The 17,614-nt window shown below is 60.5% G+C and carries 8 protein-coding genes; 2 read left to right on the forward strand and 6 right to left on the reverse strand.

The window, feature by feature from the left end:
- Nucleotides 1-267: 267 nt before the first annotated feature.
- Both M9Q49_RS30930 and M9Q49_RS30935 read right to left on the reverse strand, forming a co-directional pair.
- Nucleotides 268-3,045 carry a flagellin N-terminal helical domain-containing protein gene (locus tag M9Q49_RS30930; protein ID WP_254513170.1) on the reverse strand — a complete coding sequence of 926 codons (2,778 nt, stop codon included), beginning with the start codon at nt 3,043-3,045 and terminating at the stop codon, nt 268-270.
- 493 nt (nt 3,046-3,538) lie between these two features.
- Nucleotides 3,539-5,149, reverse strand: a complete 1,611-nt coding sequence (locus M9Q49_RS30935; RefSeq protein ID WP_254513171.1) for an L-serine ammonia-lyase, iron-sulfur-dependent, subunit alpha — start codon at nt 5,147-5,149, stop codon at nt 3,539-3,541.
- A gap of 255 nt (nt 5,150-5,404) precedes the next feature.
- Here M9Q49_RS30935 and M9Q49_RS30940 point away from each other — a divergent pair, with 255 nt between their 5' ends.
- Nucleotides 5,405-5,989: a helix-turn-helix domain-containing protein gene (locus M9Q49_RS30940; RefSeq protein WP_254507121.1), complete on the forward strand. Its 585-nt coding sequence runs from the start codon at nt 5,405-5,407 to the stop codon at nt 5,987-5,989.
- Nucleotides 5,990-6,008: 19 nt separating this feature from the next.
- Nucleotides 6,009-6,617 (forward strand): hypothetical protein, encoded by a 609-nt coding sequence (locus tag M9Q49_RS30945; protein ID WP_254507120.1) that lies wholly within the window; start codon nt 6,009-6,011, stop codon nt 6,615-6,617.
- Between the two features lie 386 nt (nt 6,618-7,003).
- Here the strand turns inward: M9Q49_RS30945 and M9Q49_RS30950 are convergent, their stop codons facing one another.
- The 4 genes from M9Q49_RS30950 to M9Q49_RS30965 form a co-directional block, all read right to left on the reverse strand.
- Nucleotides 7,004-9,214: a hypothetical protein gene (locus tag M9Q49_RS30950; RefSeq protein ID WP_254513172.1), complete on the reverse strand. Its 2,211-nt coding sequence runs from the start codon at nt 9,212-9,214 to the stop codon at nt 7,004-7,006.
- Between the two features lie 60 nt (nt 9,215-9,274).
- Complete coding sequence (locus tag M9Q49_RS30955) at nt 9,275-11,848, reverse strand: hypothetical protein (protein WP_254513173.1); 2,574 nt, start codon at nt 11,846-11,848, stop codon at nt 9,275-9,277.
- A 67-nt stretch (nt 11,849-11,915) separates the two neighbouring features.
- Nucleotides 11,916-13,571 (reverse strand): outer membrane protein assembly factor BamB family protein, encoded by a 1,656-nt coding sequence (locus tag M9Q49_RS30960; protein WP_254513174.1) that lies wholly within the window; start codon nt 13,569-13,571, stop codon nt 11,916-11,918.
- 2 nt (nt 13,572-13,573) lie between these two features.
- Nucleotides 13,574-17,584, reverse strand: a complete 4,011-nt coding sequence (locus tag M9Q49_RS30965; RefSeq protein WP_254513176.1) for an outer membrane protein assembly factor BamB family protein — start codon at nt 17,582-17,584, stop codon at nt 13,574-13,576.
- Nucleotides 17,585-17,614 lie beyond the last annotated feature (30 nt).

Here is a 17,614-nt window from a genome sequence, read left to right on the forward strand (position 1 = left end):
ATCGGAACAAAGCAAAAAGTTTGCCCCGGCGGTGAATACACTGCGTACTGGCAGCAACTGCGACTTAGTGACAGCAAACCTGCGCAACCGTAGTTACTTCCTGCGTACTCGCAGCAATAACCTGCGTACTCGCAGCAATAACCTGCGTACTCGCAGCAATAACCTGCGTACTCGCAGCAATAACCTGCGCAGAAAAACAGCCGCCAGCGAGAGATTTCCTCAAGCCGGCGGCTGCGAGTTTTAATCAGTGATCGCGATCAGCGGGGATTAACCACGCAGCAGCGACAGCACTTGTTGCGGGTTCTGGTTGGCGATTTGGAGCACCGAGGTACCCGATTGCACCAGAATTTGAGCACGTGTCAGCTTGGCCGATTCAGCGGCGAAGTCGGCATCGCGGATCGAGCTTTCGGCTTCGGTCAGGTTGGTCAACGTGTCCGACAGCGAAGCGATGTTCGTTTCGAGAGTCGTACGTTGGAACGCACCCAGTCGACCGCGGAGCGAAGTGACCTTGTTGATCGCTTCATCGACCACCTTGGCGGCGCCCGTCGTGTCCGACTTCAGGTCCTTGGCACTGCCCGAGCGGAGTTCGAACAAGCGGCCGTTCGTACCACCGAGGTCGGCAGTGTTCACGCTGCCGATGCCGATGCGGGCTTGTTGCGTGCTGACCACGTCCGGACCGAGTTGGAACACCGCACCACCACCACTGATGGTGAAGTTGACGTCGGTGCTGCTGCCATCGGCAACCGTCAGGTTGAGTTCGAGCGAAGAAGTGTTGATCGAGAGGCGGTTACCGTTGCCGTTGGCCAGCGTACCGTTGACCGTGGCGACGATATCCGAACCCGTGCTACGGGTCGAGCTCAGGCCGGCGGCGAACGTGCCACCCGTTCCTTCGCTGCGGACATCGACATCGACGAAGGCGTTGCTGCCGTATGCAGTCGAGTTGAGTTGCAGCGTGCCCGAGCTGATGCTGGCGGCGACACCGGTCGCATCCGACACCAGGTTGATGCTGTCGACGATGTTCGTCAGCGTGTTGCCGGCCGCGAAGGTGAACACTTGCGAGCCCGAAGCACCCGAGAGCTTGAAGACCAGGTCGGCCGAGAGGCCCGTGCCCGTGTCGTTCGTACCACCGGTCAAAGCCGTGGTCGTCGAAGTTTCGGTCGCGGCGGCAAAGCTGCCGTCACCAGCCGAGCCAGTGCGGCTGACCGTGTAACCACTCAGCTGGCCTTGGATCGCGGTGACCAGGTCATCGACGTTGTAGGTCGAAGTGTTGTTGACGTTGACCGTGATGTTCGGACCAGTCTTCGTCACGCTCACGCCGTTGGCGGGAACCGAGCCGTTGGCGGCAAAGGTCAGCGTGCCGTTGAAGGCCGAGCCGTCGGTGTTCGAGGTGATCGTGATCACGTCGTTCGCATTCACCGCGTTCGCACCACCCGACAACAGGTTGTTCGTCGTCGTGTAGTCAGCACCGGTCAGCGAGTTGCCGCTGCCGAGCGTGGCCGAAGCGTTGAAGTCGGCCAGGCCGTTGATCGCGGTGGCGATCGAGCCAACCGTCGCACCCACCGCGGCGTTCACGGTGATGAGGTTGCTGGTCGAGTTGTAGCTGACCGAGGTCGTGCCGTTGTTGCCGCCCGACAGGAAGTTGTTGTTCGTGGCGTTGTCGGCTTGTTGGTAGGTGTTACCACCACCGAAGGTCGCCGTCGCATTGAAATCGGCCAGGCCGTTGATCGCCGAAGCGATGCTGGTCACCGTGGCGCCCAACGCAGCGTTGACCGTGATCAGGTTCGTGCCGGCATTGTACGAAGCACTGGTCGTGCCGTTGTTACCACCCGAGAGAACGCTCGTGAGACCCGCGCTGTTGTCACCCACGTCGTAGGCGCCCGCACCGCCGGTCGCAACCGACGAGACGAAGGCCGAGGTGCCATCGATGGCAGCGCTGATGTTCGAGATCGTATCGCCAGCGCTGGCGACGTCGATGGTCAACGTGTTCGTGCCCGAGTCGTAAGCAGCGGTCGTGCTCGCACCCGAATTGGTCAACACGATCGTCACACCGTTGCCCGTCGCACCTTGAGCAGCACTGCCCGAAGCGGCCGAGATGTTGATCGAGCCGTTCGTCAGGGTCAACGTACCCGAAGCGTGGGCGATGCCAGCCGCGGCTTGAATGGTGACGTCGGCAGCATTGCCAACCGTACCGTCAGCCACACCACCGGCAGCAGCTTGAACGTTGATCACCGCGCCCGAGTTGCCGAGCGAGATATTGCCAGTCGCTTGAGCGACGTTGGCAGCCGCTTGCACTTGCACGTCCGTCGCATTGCCCGTGGCGCCTTGAGCGGCACCGCCGTTGACGGCTTGAATGTTGATCTGACCAGCAGCACCGCTCAGGTTGAGGTTGCCCGCGGCTTGCGACTGCGGAGTGGTAACGGTCGGCAGCGTGATCGAACCGCTCGAAGCAGCGCCCGGACCATAGTTGATGGCGGCAGCGTTCGTGGTGACCGAGGCGCGAGTCGCGGCGGCGGTAACATCAACCGCAACGCTCAGCGAGCCCGTTTGGCCCAGGTTGGCTTTTTGAATGTTCAGGTCGACCAGCGAGCTGCCGCCCGAGGTCGTGGTCTTGATGAAGTCGAGGCTGCCGTCGAGCAGCTTGCGGCCTTGGAACGTCGTGACTTGAGCGATACGGTCGATGGCTTCGAGCGAGCTGTCGACTTGCAGCTGGTTAGCAGCGATTTGTTCGTCGCTGAGCACACCGGTATTGGCGGCTTCGGTCACCAGACCGCGAACGTCGTTCAGCAGGTTGCTGATCTGGCCGAGGGCCGAGTCAGCGGTGCTGATGAGCTGCGTGGCTCGTTCGGTGTTGCTGATCGCCCGTTGCGACGAGGTGATGTCACGGCGAAGGTTTTCGCTGGCGATCAAACCGGCCGGGTCGTCTTTACCGCTGTTGATCCGCACACCGGTGCTCAAGCGGCTAAGAGCTTCTTGCAACTGATCGTTCGACCGTGTGAGGGTCTTCTGCGCGATCAAAGAACTGACGTTTGTGTTAATACGGCTCATGCCATGCACCCTTGTGAGTTGTGAAAACCTTGTGGAGCCTTAGCCGGAAAACGAAAAAGGTTCCGGATGTCGGCATTGGCTGTGCGGCTGCTGGCTGGGCTGCAAACCGTCAACACCATCGATTAACGAACCGTGACTTAAAGAACCTCAACTCGCAAATCGGCGGGACTCGGTTTCTGCCACTTTCCGAACATCGCCGATCGAGGCTGACGGTCGTAACGGGTGTTCCGAGTCCTTCGGGTAGCTGCGTCCTTGCTGCCCGTGTCTACGCGTCAGCAAAAGGTTCTATCTAACCTCTACCTTCGACTTGCTTTGTGCGCCGCTTTAGGCATTCAGGGCTCTGCCAGCACACTCTTGCAGTACGCCGCAGCAAAGAGACTGCGCAGGCGTTACAACCGGAACGCAAGCGACGAGGCAGAGTTGCCGTGGTGCGAACAGTCGCCACAATCGGCAAGGTTTAACAGGCGAGTTGATTGAGAAACTCGCAGCGCGATCACTTACCGATCAAGGTCAATGGCGTGCGCACCGGCACGCCGCAGCCACAACCGTTACCACACGACTTTCGCGCGACTAGGTCGGCTTCGATCGCCTGCGACGTCGGCGTAATCGATAAGCCACCGAGATTCGTGCAACGCAGCTCGCGGGGCATCTGCTTCGCCACGCGCATCGCGGTATCGACCACTTCATCGAAAGGAATGATCTGCGCGAAGTTCGCGAGGGCCATATTCGCACAGGCGAGCGCGTTCGTGGCCGCCATCACATTCTTGCCCAGGCAAGGAACTTCTACTCGATTGCCCACCGGATCGCAGATCAGCCCGATCATGCTCTGCATCGCCATCGACGAGGCGGCCAGCGCTTGCGGTAATGAACCACCAGCCAGCGTGACAAGAGCTGACGCAGCCATCGCCGCAGCTGATCCACCTTCGGCCTGGCAACCACCTACTTCGGCAGCGAAAGTCCAGCGCGACGCAATGAACACGCCGATCAAGCCACTCGCGAGCAGCGCCTCGGCCATCTCGCGTTCGTTCTTGCCCATGACTTCTGCCAGGGCAATAACTGCGGCCGGCAAGGCAGCACAAGCGCCGGCCGTGGGTGCTGCCACAATCACGCCCATCGAGCTCTTCACTTCCATGAGAGCGGAGACATAAAGAATACACCTATTCAAGGCGTCGCCACCGAGCAGTCGGCCAGCGCTTAGTTCGGCCGCGAACGACGGCGTTTGCGGCGGCAAAATTCGATCGGCGTATTCGGTGCCGGCGATCCCCTGCGCGATCGATTTGCGGAGGATGCGCACGATGGAGATCATCTTGTCGATGACGGCTTCTTCGCTGAGACCGCTGCGTTGTTGTTCGTACAGCAGTGCGAGCTTGGCGAGCGGCGTATTGCGGCCCGCATCGTAACTCAGCATTTCTGCGCAACTGGAAAACGGCGTCGTCATGCCGACGAACGACGACACCGGCAGCACCGGCGCGAGTCGCTGAACGGCGGTGATTGGGTGCCCTTTCGCCTGAAACTCCTGGATTAGCGCTGGCGAGACAAACTCATTCGCTTGAACAACTAGCAAACCGGGGTCGAAAAAGGTCGCCGAACACAAAGTGGGACACTTGTGCACCAGCAGCCGCTCACTGGTGGTCCAAATCAGCGTCACGTGAAAGTCGCCGAAGAGCGAAACCTCGTAGCCGTCGATCTCGATCACCTCCATCATGCCGCCACCAGTCGAGATAGCGCGCAAGAAGTGCTGCCCGTCTTTGTTGCGCAGCGTTAAGCGATACGTATTCGGATGCTCATCGCCCGCATCGACCGTTTCAATGCGAATGCGAACGCCGGATTCCTCGAGCAGCCGCGGCGAATCAGGCAGCCGTTCATCATCGGCTTCCCAGCCCATCAAGCCGCCGAACAGCCCCATGTCGGAGCCCTGGCTGTCGTGCGTCGTCGGCAGCGAGCCGTTGCGATCGAACTCAACGAGCACTTCGTCGATCTCGCCGCCCATCAGATCGCGCGCGAGCCTGCCAATCCGCAGCGCCGCCGCACAGTGCGAACTCGACGGCCCACGCATCACGGGGCCAATCACATCGTTAAAAATGCTGACAGGTAGTGAGCTCATAGCAGGTCAATCTACCACGAATCGATTTCGGCAGCGGTAAATTCCCAATAGCGGCAGTAACCATTCACGCAGGCAAATGGTCTCGCGGCGAACGAAGGGAGGGCGAGGCTCTGTCACGCGACATAAAGTTATGCCGTTAATCGCGACACATAGTTTTGCCGTTAATCGCGACATAAAGTTTTGCCGGGTTGTGGGATTCGGTAGCATGAGTTCGTCTCGGGCGTCTGGTGAATTCGTTGCTGCGGAGATTCGATCATGCCTCGTGCTTTGGCTTTGGCGGTTCGGCGGGCGATTTGGCGACGATCTAAGAATGGGCAGTCGGTGGCGCTCATCGCCCAGGAGTTGGAGTTGTGCGAGCGGACGGTGAGGAGCTTTTTGCAGCGGTTGCGGGCGCGGGGCGAGGCTGCGTTGGCGGCCAATTATCAGGCGTGCGGCAGAGAGCGTTCGCAGGATGCGGAAGTGGTGCGGCGGCGAACATTGCGATTGCGTGAGCAGCATCGGCGCTGGGGCGCTGAGCGTTTGCGAATTGAATTAACGCGGTGGTTTGTTGCGGCTCAACTTCCCAGCACGCGCACATTGCAGCGCTGGTTGCGGACCACGCGGCCTGCGCCGAGTGGTCGTCGCCAGGGCACGCGCGTGACGCGAGCAGAGCAGCCGCACCACGTTTGGCAGATTGATGCTGCGGAGCAGAAGCGACTGGCCAGCGGCGCGCCGGTGTCGTGGTTGCGCGTGGCCGATGAGTGCAGCGGCGCGGTGCTAATGTCGTTTGTTTTTTCCCCTCGGTCACTTCACGCAGGTTCCCGTGGTTCGCGTGCAGGCCTGTTTGCGGCAGGTTTTTAGCGAATATGGAAGGCCGCACGTGATGCGTGTCGACAACGGCGCACCGTGGGGTTCGTGGAGCGATCTCCCCACCGCGCTCGCGCTATGGCTCATCGGCTTGGGTATTGAGATGCACTGGAACACGCCGCGCCGACCGCAGGAGAACGGCGTGATCGAACGAAGTCAGAGCCTGGTGAATACTTGGGCGGAACCGCGGCAGTGCCGAACTGTGCGTCAGTTTCAATCGCGACTGCGGCATGAAGATCGCTTGCAACGCGAAGTTTATCCCGCAATTCACAAGCAGCCGCGAGTCGTGGCGTTCCCCGAGCTGAAGCATTCGGGGCGCACCTACACGGCAGGTTGGGAACGACGTCACTGGAACTGGGACCGCGTGCTTGAGCATCTCAGCACCTATTGCGTGCCCCGTCGTGTCGATCAGTCGGGCAAGATCGGGCCGTATCACCGCAAGCTGTTTATCGGCGCCCGACACGCCGGCCGCGACGTGTACCTGAGCTTCGACCCCGATCGCTTGGAATGGCTGGTGACCGATGAACCAGGCAACCAACTGCGAGCGATATACGCCTCCGACTGGACTCCACACGCCGTGCGCACTCTCCAAGTGCCAGGGCCGGCGCAGCGTCGCAAATGAAAACACTGGCGTAGACAAGTGAACATGAAAGCTAGCTAGATCGGCAAAACTTTATGTCGCTATTAACGCGGCAAAACTTTGTGTCGCGTGACAGGCTCCCGCCGAGCCGCGCCGGTCGAAAGCAGTCGCCTACGGCCTTCGCAATTCCACCTCGGCGGCTCGGCAGGAGCCTCGCCCTCCCGAAATCCTCGCCATGCACGGAAAGAAACGCTTGCCCAACAGAAGTGCGCAAGAGATTAAAAATAGGCTGTGATAAACTGTTATATAAAAACAGCAATATCACAGCCGTTTTTTGGCGCAAGCGCTGATCGCCGTGGTCCTTCGCGAGACGACGGAAACTCGGCGCGGGTGTTATATTTTTCGCAAGCGAAGGAACTTAAGGGAGACTACGGCTTGGGTGTTTCTTTACCTTCTAGAATCCGCTGGATGCGCTCCTTCTGTTCCTTGACGGTCCGCTCGAGCACGTCCTGCTGCGACTTCTGAATTTCGTACAGCAGGTTCACCGCTTCCTGGTAGCCTTCCGACTTCACCATCAGCGACAGGACTCGCTTCATCTTCTCGACGGCTTTTTCTTCCAGACCGAGCGTGGCAGTAATGGCTTCGGCCCGCTCCTTTTGCAGGCTTCCTTGACGGCGAACCTGATCGAGCGATTGCACGATGGCGGGCATATCGGCATCGGCCAGCTCGCGGAGCGGCTTGATGATTTCATTGAGCCGCCCCTGCAGCTTGCCGTTGGCTTCTTCGAGGCGGTTGTTCTCGACCTCGATCAGGATGTTCGCCATCCGCTCGGCGATGGCGTTGACGTTGGTGGCGTAGACCTTTTGCTTCTTCTGCATCTGCATCAGCTGGTCTTTTTGCTCCGGCGTGAGTTCGGCGGCTTCGCGTGAAGCGGCCTCCAGAGCCTTGGCGTCGGTTTGCAGATCTTCCTCACCCTTGACCAGCCGTTCGAACTCTTGCCGTTGTTCTTTTTCGCGGCGGAGCAAGTCGGTGCGGAGTTCTTCCTCGGTCACCACGCGGAGGAGGAAATCCGAAGAGCGGCCGATGTTCGGGCCAGAGACGTCGTCGTTGTCGGTCGAGGCGAAATGGAACGTCAGACCGCTGCCGGTCGGAATATTGTGCGATTCGAGTTCCAGCACGTCGTCGAGGTTGAGCTCCGCTTTGCCGAGGTTCGGTTTGATGGCGTCGAACTTGAACTCGCCCTTTCCTTCGGGGCGGGCCGGGTCATCGCCGCGCCACTGAAACTGCACGTTGAGATTGGTCACGCCGAAGTCGTCGGTGACGATGCAGCGGAAGGGAATGCGAGCCTTGGGAACGACCATGCCGCTCACGCCGATCAGGCGGACGCGCACACGCGGCTCGCGATCAGCCCGGATCCGCAGGCCAAACGAAGTCGGCCGGCGCGAGGTGAGATGGAGCGTGTCTTCGAGATCGAGCACATACTGCGTCGCGGCGATGTCGGCTGGCGGCAGTTCGCCCGAGATCTTTTTACCGCCGGCGATGCTCAGCTTTTGCGATTTGCCGTCATGGCGAATCTCCGCGCGAACCAGTTCCTTGTTCGCCGTTCCTTTCAAGTGGAGCGTGCTCCCCTTCAGAATGAAGTAGGGTCCACGACCCGGCGGCAGCGGTTGCGGCGGTAGCTTGGTGTACTTCGGCGGATCGACTTCCAGTTGCAAATCACTGATCGAAGGCTGTTCGACCAGATCGACGGTAACCCAGGGCGTGTAGGCATCGCCGCCGCGAGCGCGAAACTCGAAGGGCTCGATCACGCTGGCAAAGATGGCTTCGAACTGAGCCTTCACTTCCTCTGAGTTGGAACCTTCTTTGTGCTTCATCGTCTGCGTCGCCCGGCCGCGAGCACGGCGGAAATCGATGTAGACATTTTCGGGAACGACTTCGCTCTCCTTGGTGACCGAGACAACTTGCGTCCAGTCTTCACCGCGAGGAAACACGACCTTGCCGTTGTCGGCGCGCTCGATTTTGAGGTATGTCTTCTGCGGCCAAACCAGGTCGCCGAGCAACAGATTGCGGTTGGCCCAGATGTGCAGCAGCGGATGAGTCACGCTGCCGATGGCGAGCGCGACGAGCAGCGCACCGGCGGAGAGGAGCAAAAAGGAGTTGAGTCGAAACTCGCGATCGTCGAGGACTGCACCGAAGTTCAGATCGGCCGAGGCCGTCGCTCCGCGTTGCACGGTCTGACGGACCATGGCCTGCGAATAGCCGCGGCCTTCGAGATCTTCCATTCGCGAGAACTGTAGCGCGCTGATCATGCTCTGGCTGAGGCCCGGATTGCGGCGTTCCACTTCGAGGGCGAGCGCGTCGTCGCTGATGTTGGCCCCCAGCGGTTTCAGCAAACGGCGCCAGGTGATCCAGGCGAGCGCGCCGGCGATGAGCACCAGCATCACCGCGCGCTGCGGCTTGTCCATGCGAAAGACGAGGTCGATGACCATGTCGATCGCCAGCAGCGCGATGACCGCCCAGAGAATGCGGCTGAGACCGTCGACCCAAAACCAAACGGCCAACTGGCGGCGGAGCTGGGCCAGCCGATTGACGACATCGCTGGTTAGTTGCGACAGCTGAGGAAGGGAAATATCGGACATGAGGATTACTGCTTTGAATGACGGCAATGAAATCGAGTGGAAATCAGAGCGAAAGTTGGCTTACATCAATTTGCATTGCTTGCGGACGAACCATTCGACACCGAGCAGACCGACAAGCGCGAAGAGCATGCCCCGCACGTCCCACAGCGGATCGGGCTTTTCACGAACTTCGATCGTTTCAGATTTATCGGGAATCGCCGCGGCGAGTTCCTTCAGTTGATTCACGGAGAAGTACTTGCCGCCGGAAAGTTCGGCGAGATTGGTGAGCCGTTCGGTATCGAGCCAAACCTGGCTGGTCTCGACGCTCGGCAACTCGACGGTGAACGGCAACTCGAGCGTGGCCCCTTCCGCGTCACCGCTAGGAATGTTGATCCGCAGCATGTTGATGCCGATCTTCTTGGCGGTGACGGTCGTTTCGTAATTTCCCTTTTGATTGGGTGTGGGTTGCAGGCGAATCGTTTCGGGTGCTTCGCTGCCGACCTGAACCGTCGCTTCGACACTCGGCAGCTCGAGCGGGTTATAGGTTGGATCTTGCAGGTTGGCGGTGATCGTCACGCGCTCACCCACTTCGTAGCGATCCTTGTCGGTATTCAACTTGCCGCGGCGACGACCTTCGAGCGAGCGACCTTCGACGAGATAGCGCACGCTTTGAATCCAGAACTTATCGAAGAACTCGGCTTGCCGGCCGGCGCGACGCCACCGCCAAGTGCCGTTCATGCCCAAGTACAACGTGTGTCCCGAGCCATAGCGGCCTGCGACGATGAGTGGCCGAGAGCCTTCGACGCTGCGGAGCGTGGGATCGCTATGTTCGAGCAATACCTGCGCCGTGGGCTTCGGTCCTTGCGACGGAAAGCTCCAGAAAATGCCCGGCAGTGTTTCCCACCGCTGCAGCGATTCCTGCCGATCGGGATAGAACCGCATGATCGCGTGATCGGCGTTCGATTGCACGACCTTCAGCGGCCAGGCACGTTGATTGGTCGTGAGGAGCGATGCCACTTCCATCGCGCCGACGTCGCCGAAACTGACGGGCAGAATCTTTTGGAATTCGCTGGTTCGTGCGCCCGTCAAAAAACGGCCGGAGTGTTTTGGTCCTGCCATGAAGAGCAGACCGCCGGAGTGTTCGCCGACGAACTGCTTCACGAGCTCGACCCACTGCTGATCGAACTCCTGCGGATTGGGATCGAAGAGCATGATCACGTCGTACCAGAACAGATCCTCGCGCGTGACCGGCAGCGCTGAGATCTGCCGCGTACCTTCCTGAGCTCGTTCTTCATCGAGCGTTTGCAGCCAGCAGGAAACGACAATCGTTTTGTCGCGCGCGAGCAGCTTTTGCACGAGGCGGAACTCCCAGGTGGGCGCACCGGCGACGAGCAGCACGCGGACGCGCTCGCGGCTGAGGATCTTCACGACGGGGGAAGACATTTCGTTGTCGGCATCGTCGAGTTCGTCTTCTAGCGGTTCGACGCGGACGCGATAGACGGCTCGGCCCGCTTCCTTGGGCGTGTGCGAGAACTGCACCTGTTTGCGCGTGTTTTGCCGATCGAAGGTAACTTGCTGCGATTGGACCACGGTCCCTTCGCCGACGGCTTGGTCGCTGTCGGAAACGCGCTGTTCGATCAGTTCGACGCGAACCTCGGTCGAGTCGATGCCGTTGGCAACGATCACGGGATCGATTTCGAAGGGCTCGTTCTGCCAGGCCTGCGGCCGGACATAAACATTCGAGACCTTGATGTTTCTCGGCACGCTGGGATCACCCACGCCGACGATGAACAGCGGCATGCCGCGTTCTTTGGCTTCGCGAGCGGCGGTCAGCGGGTCATCCTTGGCGGTGTGCTGGCCATCGCTGAAGAAAATGGCCGCGGCAGGATTATCGCTGGCGGCGGATTCGCGGATGGCGGTCCAAAAGTCGGTGCCGCGGCCGTTGGCATTCAGCTTGGGGAGCGCGGCGGGTTGCGCGGGGTCTTTGGATTTTGGGTCGTTCGCCTTGGGATCATTGGCCGGGGCGTCGGGTTTCTTTTCCGTGGTGCCCGTCGAGCCGCGGACTTCGAGTTTTTCGACGCGATCGGCGAAGTCCAACGTTTGCACGCGACCACGTGTGGCGAGTTGACTGAGCAAGTGATATTCGTTGGTCGGATCGAGCAACTTGTCGACAATCTGAGCCCGCGTCAACTTCTGCTCGCGCAGTTCATTCACGCTCATCTGCAGTGCAGCCGCCGTCGGGGCGGCTGTGAGTTCATCGGCAAAGCGGTCGGTGGTGTTCATCGACAGCGAAGCGTCGCGCGCCAGGATCAGCGTCGGCTTGATGGTGCGTTCCTTGACCACGACCAGTGCCGGTCCGAGGAAGACGATGGTCAGCAGCAGCACCACGGCAGATCGCAAACCGGCGAGGGTGTACTTGATCCAGCGCGGGCAGGTTTCGAGCTCGCGACGATAGAGAAAGAAGACCGCGTACAGCAGCGCGAAGACCACGCCGATCAGCACGAACACGCCGGCGCTGGCGGGCATGTTGGTCCACTGAAACTCGATCTTCTCGCCGGGCGCGACGTCGCGAAAATCATGACCCAGAAATTGCAACAGCCGATGCCACCACGGTTCGGCAGCAGGGGTGTCGGCGGCAAGGAGGAAAGCGTTCAATGTAAACTCGATTGCGAGAGGTTGGCTGATTTGGGTGTGATTCGTCAGTGAGGATTAGCGGTGTCGATCAATACTTCCAAGCGCGGCTGAGGCGGGGTGTGGCAACCAGGCTGACTTCTTCGCCGGCAGGGTCGATTTCATGCACGCCTTTGCGGTCGACAACCATCGTGTTGCCGTTGCTCAATCGTTGTGCGGTGTAGGGAGTCTGGAACTTTCCTTGGGCCCAAACCACTTTGCCGTCGCGGTCGAACTCCCGAACCTGAGCGTTGCCGACCGTGCAGACCAGCGTGTTGCCGTTGTCGAGCCGCTGCGCACAGAAAGCGTTTCCCACGCCGGCTAGTTCCCACACAACTTTGCCTGCCGTATCGACCTCGACCACTTTTTGAGCGTTTTGCAGCGCGACCAACGTCCGGCCGTCTTCGAGCCGGCGAGCATCGACGGGGCGACCTTCGACCTGGACACGCCAGACGATTTTGCCGCTGCGATCGACCTCGACCAGCTCCGAGCCCTCGGTGCAAGCCAGCAGCGTGTTGCCGCTTTCGAGGCGTTGCACGCTGGTCGGACCGCCAGGCAAACCGCCGGCCTTCCACACTTCGTCGCCTTTGGTGTCGTATTCGATCACTACTTTTTCGGTGTAGCAGCAAACCAGGCGATGACCGTTTTCCAAACCCTGGCAGCCCCAGGGCTGCGGCGGCGTTTGTTTGGTCCAAACCACTTTCCCTTGCGCGTCGTACTCGATGAGCTGATTCTGCTGCTGATCGCAGACGAGCAAGCGGCCGAGTTCGATCTGCGATTCGCGCAGCGGGAACTTCAGCTCTGCCGTCTTGCCGTCACCGGCGAGCCAATCGCGCCAGCCTTGTTGCTGCGTGGCCCGCTTTTCGGCGGAATCATAAACGACGAAGGAATGCGACTGACCAGTGGCTGCCTTGAGCGTGCGAAAGGCTTCGACACGCAGCGGCAGGTCGTCGGCGCCGAGCAATTCGACGAGCACCGGCAACGCTTCGCGCCGACCATGATTGGCAAGCGCGCGGGCGGCGACCATTTTCACCGCCGTTGAATCGTCACTCAGCAGCTTCGGCAGTTGCTCGTCGGCAAGCGTCGCAGAAGCCGAAGGCAGGGCGTAGGCCGCGAGTGCTCGCAGGTCCGCCTCCGGTGCTTTCAGTGCGGCTGTCAGCAGCGAAGTGTCATTCGGCAGGAGCGTGGCAACCAGCGCGCGGCGAAGGGGGCTGCGGAGCGGTTCAGCTGTGCAGAACTGCGACACTTCGAGCAGCGGAGTCGCCAGGCCGGTGATCTTTTGCTGCGCGATGGCCATCAGCGCGGCATGCAGCAGGGCCTGACTTTCGCGGGTAGTTTGTTCGGAGACGAGTTGTGCCCGCCAGCGAACCTCGGGATTGCCGCCGGCGATGGCGGCAGCCAGCAATTCGTTGAGGCCGCTTGGCTGACGAACCAGTTCGCGCGTGGCGGCTTCGCGGGTCGCGTATGATTCGTCATCCAGCTTGCCGATCAGTTTCTGCAGCGTCTGCTTTTGATCGGTCGAAGGCGTGAGCGATTTCAAATAAGCGGCAATCGACTCCGCCGTTGGCTCGACACCGTACTTGGCCAGGTGCTGAACGTAGATGTCATCCTCGCCGTAAACTGCCGTCGTCCCCAGCAACAACAACGCGACCAGCAGCACGCAGGACGCGCTGTGGGCGAAGAGTCGCAGATGACGGAAGCAGTTCATGATTAATACGACGAAACGCCGGTGACGTTGTTCTGAGCGTGGCGCCATTTCACTTGCTGGCCGGAGGCATCGACCTCGGTCACGCCGTTATTGTCGGCGATCAAGGTGTTGCCGTTCGGCAGGCGCTGGGCGCACATCGGGCTGACGAGTGGCACGCGGCTGGTCCAAACCGGGTCCTTGCCAGCGGCATCCATTTCCACCACTTGGCCGGTATGCATCTGCACGATCAGCGTGTTGCCATTCTCCAGCCGCTGGGCAAAGCAGGGCCCATTCATGGCGCGGGCTTCCCACACGGTCTCGTTCTTCGCATTCATCTCAATTACGCGGCTGCCTTGCTGCAGGGCGATTAGCGTATTGCCGTTTTCCAAACGCTGGGCATACATCGGATGCCCTGGCACCTGCATCGACTTCGTCGTGCCATCAGGAGAAATTTCCACGATCTGTTGCTGATCTTTGCAAGCCACCAGCGTGTTGCCGTTTTCGAGGCGTTGCACGCTGTAAGGAATGCCCGGCAAGCGATCCTTCCGCCAGATTTCCTTGCCGTCTTCGTTGTATTCGATGACGCTGTTCTGGCCCTGGTTGAAACCGGCGATCAAACGATTGCCGTTCGGCAAACCTTGGCAGCACCAAGGATTCATCGCCCGCGTGCGCCAGCGTTCCTTCTTGTCGCCATCGAGTTCGATGACGGTCGACTGGCCGTAAGAGACCATCAGTATGCGACCGAGCGGCAGGTCGTTTTCGGGAAGTGGAATCGTCAGCTTGGCTGTTTGGCCTTCGGCTTCGACCCATTTCTTCCATTCCTCAACTCCCTTGGCTCGCTCTTCTGGTTTAGCTTCGGTCGAAAAGGCAACCTGCTTTCCCGAGAGGGAACGCAACGCCTGATGACTGCGGAGTCGGGTGCGGGAGTTGTCTGAGTTCAGCAGTTCCAGGAACGTCTTGAGGCTGTCGCGCTCGCCGAGATTGGCCAGTGCGCGAGCGCCGGCCAGCTTCGAGCGTTCATCGCCAGTCGAGATTACTTTGGTCAGCGCATCCTTGGCTTCGGCGCCGGCGATCTTGGCGAGACCGCCGATGGAGATGGCCTGCGCGATCGGTTGATCGCTGACGATGGCTGCCGTCAGCCGTTCGCGGTCCTCAGCAGTCGCGGTGAACTGAATGGCCGAGGCGGCCGAGTGAACGAGGTGATCGGTATCGAGGAGCGGCGCGACTTGCAGCAGCGCAGCCGTCAGTTGCGGCAGCTTTTGTTGGCGAGCGTTGCGCAAGGAAGTAAGGAGCATTTCGCTTCGCTTGGCTTTCAGCTCGGCATTGAACGGCGGCGGCGAACCCTTGACAAACAACTCGTTCAACAAGTCGAGCGCGATCAGCGGCTTGTCTTGCGGCAGCTTGAGTTCGTGCATCGCTTGGAACAACCGCGTGACCGATTCATCGGGCGCGACCTTCTGGCGGAAGAGCTGATACGCGCCGCGCAGATCAGTTAGGGCTTCGTCGAGCTTCTTGTCCTTAAACATCAGCCGCATGCGCGTCAGCTGCGCTTCGGGATCGCCGGCGGCGATTTGTTCGGAAAGAGTCTTCAGCCGATGTTCGAGCGTGGTCATCGCGTAGACGCGACCCGCGCCGGCGACCCACAGCTTTTGACCATCGGAATAGATATTGCCGACCGGATCATCGGTGGGCAGGGCGACGCCGACTTGCCCCAGGTCCTTACCGGTTTCCAGATCGAGCTTGAGAATCGAATCGCGGACCGGCACGTACATCGCGTCGGCTGTCAGCACGCCGTGGCCGTACGAATCTTCGATTTCCTTTTCCCACACGCGGCTGCCGCCCGTGGCCTTGATGCAACGGACGATGTTCTTGCCGGCGACATAGAGGTAGGGACCTTTCACGCCGAGGCAATAAGTCGCGGGGAGCTTATCCGAAGGCTTGGGGAGATCGAACCGCGGCGAACTCCAGAGCTCTTCGCCCGTCCGGCGATCGAGGGCAAAGACTGTCCGGTTATCCGAAGCCATCACGATCAGTGCCCGACCGTGCGGAATAACGACGTCGTCTTCCCACTCGCGATAGAGTTCGCGGTTCTGCATGTTGCCGTAATTTCGCATCCGCTGATCGGGCGTTCCTTCGCGCGTGTAGCGAGTCGCCCAACGGACGGTGCCGGAAACGGCATCGACGTTGAACACCACGCCCGTGCCGCAGGTCAGATACAAATCGCGACCGTCGAGAGCCGGCACGATGGTCGACCAGGGATTGCAGCCCTTCGACGGTTCGTCGCAGAGGTAGCACTTCCAAACGGTGGGCATGAAATTGTCGCCGGCCTTCATACGGGCTTCTTCGAGAGCGTACAGCCAGATGGCGCCGCCATCGGTAACCGGCACGAGCAACAGATTGCCGAAGCCGACCGGAGCGCCGAGGAAGCCGACGTCTTGCGAGCCTTCTTTGTCTTCGTCACTGGCAGCGCGACGGCCTGCAAATTTGCCGGAGTTCACCTGATAGGCGGCGAGGAAGTTACTGCGCGTGCGCCGCGGCGTCACGTTCCATTGGAACGGTTTGCCTGCGAGAGCCATGCCGGGAACCGGCGGCTTGAAGGCGTCGAAGTCTTTTCCTTCGAGGCAGTAGACGATGCCTTTGTGAATCGACATCGACTGGTGCACGCGATCGCCGAACAGAAACACTTCGCCGACCGATTTCGGCTCGTTACCGCCAGTCGGCATCCCCTGTTGCTGCATCCGCGACATGTCAGCCGTCTGACCGTCGAGGTTGTATTCGTTCTGGCGAACGGTCTGCCAGGCGGGTTCGCGCTCGGACGCACCGGCTTTGAAGGCCACCAGTTCGTCGGCCGTTTTGACAATCACCATTCCTTTGTCGAAGAGCAACTGCGACGTTGGCATCCAACGATTTTGCCGCCACGCGTTGACGAGTGGTTCGCGGGGAATGGCGGGCACATTGCGGCCGCCGGGCTGCTGATGCGGACGGCCGTGCAGGCCCATCGAACCCATCATGTTGCCCCACGGATTCTGACCGCCACCCTCGCCGGCTGCGAGTTGATATTGATAGACGAAGGCTTCGGTCAGCGTGCGAGCAGTGGCTTCGCTCGGCAACGATTGCATGTGGCCGGTGCGCGAACCGCCGCCAAGCAGCATCGACCAATTGTCCGTTGCCGAACCTGCGGCCACGCTCTGCTGCGTCGATTGCGCGACATCGGTGAGGACCATGTCGAAGACTTCGCTGCTCGGCCGTTCGCCGCCGACGGTGGCATACTTCGTCAGCCACTTCTTGGCCGCTTCGCGATCGCCCATGCGAGCGCTCGCGACGCCGAGGCGCAGCAGCACTTCGCTCTTCGGCATCGACGGATCGGGATACTGCTCAATGATCTTGCCGAGCAAACGACTCGCGCCGACAAAGTCATGGCGATCGATGGCGAGACAGGCCAGTTTGTAGGCTGCATCGTCGCCAGCCGAACTGAGGAAGTAACGGCGAACGACTTCGGCCAGGGCGTTTTCTTCGTCGCCCGGCGCGGCCTTGGCAATGATCAACTCGGCCTGGCCATCGGCTTGCAAGCGGTAGGTGCGGAGAGCCTCGGGTGGCAGCGTGATGATCATCCGCTCGACTTCTTCCGCCAGCGAGGTATAAAACCCGCCGTCGCGGGTCATCAGCGTATCGCCCGCTTCGTCGAGCACTTTCTGCCACAGCACGGTGGCCAAATCGAGGCGACCGTCGGCGACGCAGACTTCAGCGCGCTTCAGCAGGCGTTGTTGTTCGGGATCGGTCTTGAGCGGAGCGCCGCCAGGAAATTCCTTCTCGGACAAGTCCTTCATCTGTTCGGCCGCGTCATCGCTGGCCTTGGCTTTGTCGGCAGCGCCGCCGGGAGCCAAGCGGCGCACGGCTGGTGCGGGGAGCACTGTGGGAGGTTGCGCAACGGCGTTCCACAGCAACGGCCCCGCGAAAATGCCGAGGAGCATCGCGAGGAACCACTTGCCATTTGATGAAACCGAGCGCGGACAAGTGGGTTGACGATGGGCCATTTCAGTTCCTCCTACCAAATGTTTTTGCCG

This window comes from Anatilimnocola floriformis, assembly GCF_024256385.1.
Classification (GTDB): Bacteria; Planctomycetota; Planctomycetia; order Pirellulales; family Pirellulaceae; genus Anatilimnocola; species Anatilimnocola floriformis.